Annotated in this window: 8 protein-coding genes; 5 read left to right on the top strand and 3 right to left on the bottom strand. The window is 69.2% G+C overall.

Translation table 11 applies throughout. The annotated features are described in order from the left end of the window. The 3 genes from ETD85_RS58550 to ETD85_RS58540 form a co-directional block, all read left to right on the top strand. Positions 1–513 (top strand): fibronectin type III-like domain-contianing protein (locus tag ETD85_RS58550; RefSeq protein WP_206059561.1); only part of this gene is annotated, 513 nt, incomplete at its 5' end. A gap of 64 nt (positions 514–577) precedes the next feature. Continuing rightward, positions 578–1,258: a DUF4191 domain-containing protein gene (locus tag ETD85_RS58545; protein WP_138698458.1), complete on the top strand. Its 681-nt coding sequence runs from the start codon at positions 578–580 to the stop codon at positions 1,256–1,258. After that, a complete protein-coding gene (locus ETD85_RS58540; protein ID WP_138698457.1) occupies positions 1,258–2,022 on the top strand; it encodes a class I SAM-dependent methyltransferase in 765 nt (254 codons plus the stop codon). Before ETD85_RS58545 ends, ETD85_RS58540 begins: the two co-directional genes overlap by 1 nt. Here the strand turns inward: ETD85_RS58540 and ETD85_RS58535 are convergent. The 3 genes from ETD85_RS58535 to ETD85_RS58525 form a co-directional block, all read right to left on the bottom strand. After that, positions 2,003–2,941 carry a hypothetical protein gene (locus ETD85_RS58535; protein WP_138698456.1) on the bottom strand — a complete coding sequence of 313 codons (939 nt, stop codon included), beginning with the start codon at positions 2,939–2,941 and terminating at the stop codon, positions 2,003–2,005. The two genes, ETD85_RS58540 and ETD85_RS58535, sit on opposite strands and share 20 nt — an antisense overlap. Beyond that, a complete protein-coding gene (locus ETD85_RS58530; protein ID WP_138698455.1) occupies positions 2,938–3,555 on the bottom strand; it encodes a TetR/AcrR family transcriptional regulator in 618 nt (205 codons plus the stop codon). The genes ETD85_RS58535 and ETD85_RS58530 overlap by 4 nt, the downstream gene beginning before the upstream one ends. Before the next feature lie 62 nt (positions 3,556–3,617). After that, entirely contained in the window at positions 3,618–4,079 is a 462-nt protein-coding gene (locus ETD85_RS58525) for an RDD family protein (protein WP_138698454.1), read from the bottom strand. A 77-nt stretch (positions 4,080–4,156) separates the two neighbouring features. Here ETD85_RS58525 and ETD85_RS58520 point away from each other — a divergent pair, with 77 nt between their 5' ends. Next, positions 4,157–5,296, top strand: a complete 1,140-nt coding sequence (locus ETD85_RS58520; RefSeq protein ID WP_138698453.1) for a hypothetical protein — start codon at positions 4,157–4,159, stop codon at positions 5,294–5,296. Between the two features lie 126 nt (positions 5,297–5,422). Then, complete coding sequence (glnA, locus tag ETD85_RS58515; RefSeq protein WP_138698452.1) at positions 5,423–6,847, top strand: type I glutamate--ammonia ligase; 1,425 nt, start codon at positions 5,423–5,425, stop codon at positions 6,845–6,847. Positions 6,848–7,229: the final 382 nt, after the last annotated feature.

Genomic DNA, 7,229 nt, shown 5'->3' with positions numbered 1-7,229 from the left:
TATAAGAGACAGGTGCTGTTCGGGGACGCCGAGCCGGGCGGGCGGCTGCCCACGACCTGGCCGCGCCGGCTGGCGGACGCGCCGGTGCCGGACACGGCGCCCGTGGACGGGGTCGTGGCGTACGACGAGGGCGTCTTCATCGGCTACCGGGCGTGGGAGCGGTCGGGGCGGACGCCCGCGTTCTGGTTCGGGCACGGGCTGGGCTACACGACCTGGTCGTACGACTCGATCGCGGCCGAGGGCACGACCGTGACCGTCGCGCTGACCAACACGGGGCCACGCCCGGGCCGCGAGGTCGTGCAGATCTATGTCTCCGACGGCTCGGACCGCCGGCTCGGCGGCTTCGACGTGGTCGAGGCCGATCCCGGAGAGACGGTGCTCACCACCGTCTTCCTGCCCGAGCGGGCCTTCCAGACGTGGTCGGACGGGTGGCGGACGGCCGAGGGCGAATACACTGTCGAGGCGGCACATCACGTGACCGACCCGAGACTGTCGGTCACCGTGAAGATCTAGCCGCTACCAAAAAGAGCTGAGCGCGTTTTCCTTACCGCACCAGTTGGTTTGTATCCTTCTGAGCATGGCAAAGTCCGAGGATCCAGAGAAGCCGGGGCGCATCAAGCAGCTCCGCATGATCGCGCAGATCATCAAGCAGGCCAATCCCAAGGGGATGCCGATCGTCTTCCTTTCGGCGGTCGGCACGCTGGCTGTGGTCGTCGTGATCGGCCTGGTCACGGACTACCTGTGGTATTCGGTGTTCATCGGTGTCCTGGCCGCGTTCACGGTCGGCCTGGTGGTGTTCGGGCAGCTCGCGCAGAAGGCCCAATACTCGATCCTGCACGGCCAGACCGGCGCCGCCGCGGCCGTCCTGCAGGGCATGCGCGGCAACTGGCAGGTGACGCCGGCCATCGCGGTCAACCGTGACCAGGACCTGATCCACCTCGTGGTCGGCTATCCCGGCGTGGTGCTCGTGTCCGAGGGGCCGGGCAACCGGGTGGCGAAGATGCTCTCGGCCGAGAAGAAGCGGGTCGCGCGGGTGGTGCTGGGCGTCGAGATCTACGACATCCAGTGCGGTGACGGCGAGGGGCAGGTGCCGCTCGGCAAGCTGCAGCGCCACATCATGAAGCTGCCGCGCAACCTGAAGAAGCCCTCGGTCAACGAGGTCAAGGATCGCCTGCGCTCGCTGCCGAAGAACATGCCGATGCCCAAGGGCCCGATGCCCAAGGGCGCCCGCATGCCGCGCGGCCCCAAGATGCGCTAGTGATCTCCGTCTCCTCCCGGGCCAATCTCGGCTGGTGGGACGGCAACGCCGACGAATACCAGGTCGAGCACGGCGAGTTCCTGCGTGACAGCGGGTTCGTGTGGTGCCCCGAAGGCATGGACGAGGCCGACGCGCACCTCCTCGGCGAGGTGCGCGGCCGGCGTGTCCTGGAGATCGGCTGCGGCGCCGCGCAGTGCGCGCGGTGGCTGGTGACGCAGGGGGCGCAGGTGGCGGCGTTCGACATCTCGCACCGCCAGCTGCGCCACTCGCAGCGCATCGACCTGGAGACCGGGGTACGCGTCCCGGTGGCACAGGCCGACGCCGAGTCGCTGCCGTTCGCCGGGGGCTCCTTCGACCTGGCCTGCTCGGCGTTCGGGGCGCTGCCCTTCGTGGCCGACCCGCTGGCCGTGCTCCGCGAGGTGCGCAGGGTGCTCAGGCCGGGCGGCCGGTTCGTGTTCTCGGTGAGCCACCCGGTGCGGTGGGCCTTCCCCGACGATCCGGGGCCGCGCGGGCTGACGTCCGACCGGTCCTACTTCGACCGCTCCCCCTATCTGGAACGGGACGAGAGCGGCGCGGTGACCTACGCCGAGCACCACCGCACGATGGCCGACTGGGTGAACCTGGTGGTGGCCTCCGGGCTGAGCGTCACCGGGCTGCTGGAGCCCGAGTGGCCGGAGGGGCACGAGCGGGTGTGGGGCGGCTGGAGCCCGTTGCGCGGCCGCCACATCCCGGGCACGGCCATCTTCAGCTGCGCGAATATCTAGCGGCCATGGCGTGGAAGACCTTTCTGGGCTCCCACCGGGTGTCGTCGAGCATCGTGACCACGCCGTACGAGCCGAGGTCTGCGTCGCCGAGGCGGTTGAAGGCGGCGTAGGTGAACCACAGGGCGGTCTCCACGCCCTCCCGCTCGAAGATGTCCATCAGCTCGGTGAAGTAGCGGACCTGCTCCTCCTCGTCGCGCACCGCGCCGTCGGGCACCACCCACGCCGAGCCGCCCCGCTCGCCCGCCCCCGTGTACGGGCAGGTGCCGAACTCCGTCACCGCCACCGGCTTGCCCTGCTTGAACTGGGCGCGCAGCTCGTCGGCGAAGTCGTGGGCGTTGTAGGAGGCCCGGTAGGCGTCGACGCCGGCCACGTCGAACGGCGTCCAGTCGACCGGCTCCCACGGCCCGCTGGCGTAGCTCAGCCGGCCCCCGAACAGCGGCCGCACGGTCTCGGCCACCGTCGCCAGGTAGGTGTTGAAGCGCGGCATGACCTGCATGAGGGACGTCCACCAGGCCATGTCGCCGGACATCATCGCGTCGAGACGGTCGCGGTAGCCGTCGCCCTCGATGAAGCCGTGGCCGAAGGCGGTGAGCTCGCAGCCGGTGGCCAGCACGATCTCCGCCCCCGCACGGCGGACGGACTCGGCGCGCTCGGCCGCGTCGGCGAAGACGTCGAGCATCTGCTCCTGGGTGAGGTCCACGGGGAACGGCGTGAGCCAGACCTCCAGGCCCGCCGCGGCGGCCCGCTCGGCCGCGACGGTGAGGCGCTCGGGGTCGATCCCGGAGATCCGGACGACCTGGCAGTGCAGGTCGTCGGCGATCACCCGCATGTCGCGGGCGACGGTGGCGGCGTCGAACGTCTTCCGGGAGTTGCCGTCCCCCGGCAGGAATCCCACGTCGTAGTTGATCCCCTTTTTCACGATTTTTCCCCTTCTGTGGATGAAAAGCCGTACGCCAGCAGGTCGAAGGCCAGCTCGACGTCGGCCGCGAGCTGCCGCCCCGCCTCCTCCAGCGGCACGCCCGCGGCGAGCCGGTGGAAGAACGTCTCCTGCAGCGTGGTGACGGCCGCGGTGATCTGCGCGGCCATCAGGTGGGCCGTCAGATCCCCCTCCCGCCCGTCCGCCAGGACGGCGGCCAGCTCGTAGCGCTGCCCCATGTGCGCCCCGTGGATCGCGCCCAGCAGCGCGGGACTCGACCCGATGACGCGGATCCTGGCCATCAGCGCCTGGACGTCCACCTCGCCCGCGCCCTGCGCGGCCATCGCCCGGTAGCGCTCGCGCAGCGCCTCGATCGGCGAGCGCCCCTCCGCGCGCCCGGCCACGACGACGGCGGCCATGTCCTCTTCCACCCCGTCGGTGACGAGGCATTCCTTGGTCGGAAAGTAGTTGAACAGCGTGACCTTGGCGACCCCGGCGGCCTCGGCGATCTCGTTGACGGTCACGGCGTCGTAGCCGCGCTCGTCGAACAGCCGCAGCGCGACCTCGGCGATCCGCCGCCGGGTCTGCTCCTTCTTCTGCTCCCTGAGCCCCATCATGCGGACAGCCTAGACCATACCGGGTACATTTTTGAACCCGGTATGGTTTTTCTAGCGCGAGGTCACATCCGGACGACCATCGTGTTGGACACGCGGTCGTGCACGCCCCGGTGGTCGCGGTCCCAGATCAGCGCGGGCACCGCCAGGCACAGCAGCACGGTGCGCACCAGCACGGGCAGCAGCCGCGGGTTGCCGCCGTCCATCGCGGCGACCCTGATGCCGGCCAGCCGGTGGCCGAACGTCTGGCCCATGAGCCCGACCAGGATCAGGTACTGCAGGGCGAAGACGGCGACGGGCGCCCACGGCGACTCTGCCGGGTTCATCCCGAGCAGCAGCTGCACGACGACCCAGGTGCAGATCATCCAGTCGATGACCAGGGCGGCGATCCTGCGGCCCCATCCGGCGATCGACCCGCTGCCCTCCTCGGGCAGCCCCAGGCGCTCACCCGGGTAACCGAGGTCCACCCCGGCGGCGCGTAGCCCGCCCAGCCAGGTCTGCGTCCAGCGAGGCTCCTTGCTGCTCATGCACCCAACGGTAGCCGCCCGGGAGGCCGGTCCGGATTGTGACCCAACCGCGTCACGCGGCGGCCATGATGTACGCCATGCCGAACGGGGATGACCTTGATGCGCGCTTCAACGAGCTGGTCGCGCAGATCGACGCCGAGGAGCAGCGCAAGATGCGCGCCTCGGCCGCCAGAGAGGCCAAAGCGGCCAGGACAGCGGGGCGTACCGACCGCTTATCGAGCCGGGCTCGCGGGCGGGCCGGGGCGTCCGCGCCGGAGTACGGCCCGCCGCCGCGCCGGATCGGGCGGGGATGGCTCGCGATGGCCGCGATCACGGCGGTGCTCGTCGCGGCGGGGGCCGTCGTAACCGTCCGCCCGGACCTGCTCACCCCTTCCGGCGTGGTCATGGAGGAGGAAACGGGACCGGTCGCGGCGGCGAACGCGCCCGTGGAGGCCCGCCCCGCAGTGACGGAGCCCGTGGAGACCGGGCCCGTGGAGACCGAGCCCTCGGAGAACGGAGCGCCCGAGCCCGAGCAGAGCCGGCCGCCGGCGGGGCCGTTCGCGGGATCGCCCGCTGAGCAGTACGCCGAAGGCGCGGGCGGCTTCGTCATGCCCAAGGCCAAGGCGCTCGGCGGGTTGTCGAAGAAGGACGTGGCCAAGGGGCTGAAGCGGGCGCGCGACCTGCTGGCGGCGGCGCACCTCGACCGCAGGACGCTCATGGGCGGCAAGCCCGCGCCGTTCATGAAGCTGCTCCATCCCGACGAGCGGTCGTGGTTCCGCGCGAACCTCGACCGCAAGGGCAAGCGCAACACCAGGTCGTGGGTGGTGAGCTTCGCCCCGAAGACGGCCGAGCCGGCCACCGACGTGATCAAGGTGCACGGGCGGTCGAAGCTGGCGGCGTTCAAGAAGGGCGGGCGCACCGGCGCCAAGCTCACGACCAACTACCTGATCGTGTACGCGATCCACCGGCCGGGGCGGCCCGAGAGCACCATACGGCTGATCCGCCACCATTACGGGACCGTGCTCCTGTACCGCGACACGCGGGGCGCGGTCACCTGGGTCGAGAAGTGGGGCGGGAGCGTGACGCCGTCCGGATGCAAGACGAACAAGGACGGGTTCGTCCACCCGCAGTACCCCGACGTGGTGCGCGACGGAGAACACCCGACCGGCACGCCCATCGACCCGTACGACCTCGACCAGCCGCAACACCACGATTGCCGCGCCGCGAAGCGGGCGTGAGCGCCCTTCCTGGCGATCATGTGCGAGGCTGACCCTGCGTAACACGTGCGAAACAATCGAGACACCATACGGAAACGGCCACGCCCTAGCGTCGGCATGATGGCCAGTCCCCAGGGAGGTTCGAGAGTGTTCAACTCCGCCGACGACGTCCTGAAGTTCATCAGTGACGAAGGGGTGCAATTCGTCGATGTCAGGTTCACCGACCTGCCGGGGACGACGCACCACTTCACCTTCCCGGTAGAGAACTTCAGCGCGAGCGTCTTCACCGACGGACTCATGTTCGACGGCTCGTCCATTCGCGGTTTCCAGGCGATCCACGAGTCCGACATGCTCCTGTTGCCCGACCCGACCAGCGCCGTGGTGGACCCGTTCCGCCAGCACAAGACGCTCAACCTGAACTTCTTCGTGCACGACCCGCTGACCGGCGAGGCCTACAGCCGCGACCCGCGCAACGTCGCCCGCAAGGCGGAGGAGTTCCTCAGGGGCACCGGCATCGCCGACACGGTCTACTTCGGCCCTGAGGCCGAGTTCTACATCTTCGACGATGTGCGCTTCGAGACGAAGCAGAACGCCGGCTACTACTACATCGACTCCATCGAGGGCGCCTGGAACACCGGCAAGTCCACCGAGGGCGGCAACCTGGGCTACAAGCCGCGCTACAAGGGCGGCTACTTCCCGGTCCCGCCGATGGACCACTTCACCGACCTGCGCTCGGAGATGGTGCGCAACCTCATCGAGTGCGGCATCGACGTCGAGATGCAGCACCACGAGGTCGGCACGGCCGGTCAGGCGGAGATCGACTTCAAGTTCGGCACCCTGCTCAAGACCGCCGACCAGCTGATGCTCTACAAGTACGTCATCAAGAGCACGGCGCTCGAATACGGCCACACGGTCACGTTCATGCCCAAGCCGATCTTCGGTGACAACGGCTCCGGCATGCACTGCCACCAGTCGCTCTGGAAGGACGGCTCGCCGCTCTTCTACGACGAGGTCGGCTACGCGGGCCTGTCCGACACGGCCCGCTACTACATCGGCGGCCTGCTCAAGCACGCCCCGTCGCTGCTGGCCTTCACCAACCCGACGGTCAACTCCTACCACCGCCTGGTCCCCGGCTACGAGGCCCCGGTCAACCTGGTCTACTCCCAGCGCAACCGCTCGGCCTGCGTGCGCATCCCGATCACGGGCTCCAACCCGAAGGCCAAGCGCATCGAGTTCCGCGTGCCCGACCCGTCGTGCAACCCGTACTTCGCGTTCGCGGCGATGCTGATGGCCGGCATCGACGGCATCCGCAACAAGATCGAGCCGCCGGAGCCGGTCGACAAGGACCTCTACGAGCTCCCGCCGGAGGAGGCCCGCAACATCCCGCAGGTGCCCGGCTCCCTCACCGACGTGCTCAACGCGCTGGAGGAGGACCACGACTACCTGCTTGAGGGCGGCGTGTTCACGCCCGACCTGATCGAGACGTGGATCGCGTACAAGCGCGAGAACGAGGTCGACCCGATCCGGCTGCGGCCGCATCCGCACGAGTTCGAGCTCTACTACGACGTGTAGGACCCGACCTGCGACAACGGCCCGGACCGGCAACGGTTCGGGCCTTTTCGCGTCCGGGGACCGGACGCGGCCCGGGCGCGGCCCGGCGCGCCGAGGAGCGCGACGCGCCCCCTTCACCCGAGGTGTCGCACCTTCCTGGTCCGCTGGATGTAGGTGGCCTTTACGTAGTGAATTCGCCGTCAAGGCTCTGCGAAATTGCGGATATATCCTAATTTGTCATGTTTTAGGCGGTAACGTCGTTTTTGAGAGAGCAATCGACGAGGGGAGGAATGATGGCTGGACAGGACTTCCTGGAAGGAGGAGGTTGCCGGCGCCGCCGCTGGCGTCGCCGTCGCTGCCATCGCCGTCGTCGCTGGTGGGGCGGCTGGGGTGGCCCCTGGGG

The organism is Nonomuraea zeae (genome assembly GCF_005889725.1).
Taxonomy (GTDB): Bacteria; Actinomycetota; Actinomycetes; order Streptosporangiales; family Streptosporangiaceae; genus Nonomuraea; species Nonomuraea zeae.
This window is presented reverse-complemented; position numbering and strand designations above follow the sequence as displayed.

What these genes read in the sequence shown, in the direction of transcription:
- ETD85_RS58545 (WP_138698458.1), top strand. Translation starts at nt 578, where the DNA reads ATGGCAAAGTCCGAGGATCCAGAGAAGCCGGGGCGCATCAAGCAGCTC.
- ETD85_RS58530 (WP_138698455.1), bottom strand. Translation starts at nt 3,555, where the DNA reads ATGATGGGGCTCAGGGAGCAGAAGAAGGAGCAGACCCGGCGGCGGATC.
- ETD85_RS58525 (WP_138698454.1), bottom strand. Translation starts at nt 4,079, where the DNA reads ATGAGCAGCAAGGAGCCTCGCTGGACGCAGACCTGGCTGGGCGGGCTA.
- ETD85_RS58520 (WP_138698453.1), top strand. Translation starts at nt 4,157, where the DNA reads ATGCCGAACGGGGATGACCTTGATGCGCGCTTCAACGAGCTGGTCGCG.